Raw genomic sequence first — 346 nt, 5'->3', positions numbered from 1 at the left:
GAATATGCCCGCTTTGGCGGAACCGATGTCTGCCCTGCCGTGGGCGAGCTGCCGGGCGGAGACAGCCAGGTGCGATCGCTCTATCAGGGTGCAGGCACAGCAGATACCCCTGCCGCCCTCACCTGGGATCAGAAACAGATTGATGCTGCCACGGCTTACATGAAAAACACCGCCAGACCGTCAGCGGGTCGTGCCCCGGGGAAAGGTGAAGTGGGAACTCAGACCGGGCGCACGTATGTGGGCCTGCAGAATGAATACAACGGCATCATCGATGCCGCTTCTCATCCGCAACTGTCACTGATAGCTGACAGTACCCCTAATGAGGCCACCCGTGGAGCGCTGACTG

The 346-nt window shown here is 60.4% G+C and carries 1 protein-coding gene; it reads left to right on the top strand.

Going from position 1 to position 346, the window contains the following annotated elements; all coding sequences use genetic code 11:
- Positions 1–346, top strand: a 346-nt coding sequence (traW, locus tag E0D98_RS26155) for a conjugal transfer protein TraW (protein ID WP_165941086.1), incomplete at both ends; no start/stop codon positions are given.

Origin of the sequence: Escherichia sp. KCJ4928 (assembly GCF_004352695.1) — a bacterium.
GTDB lineage: Bacteria > Pseudomonadota > Gammaproteobacteria > Enterobacterales > Enterobacteriaceae > ECMA0423.
Note: the sequence above shows the minus strand (reverse complement) of the source record. Positions and strands in the feature narration are given on the sequence as shown.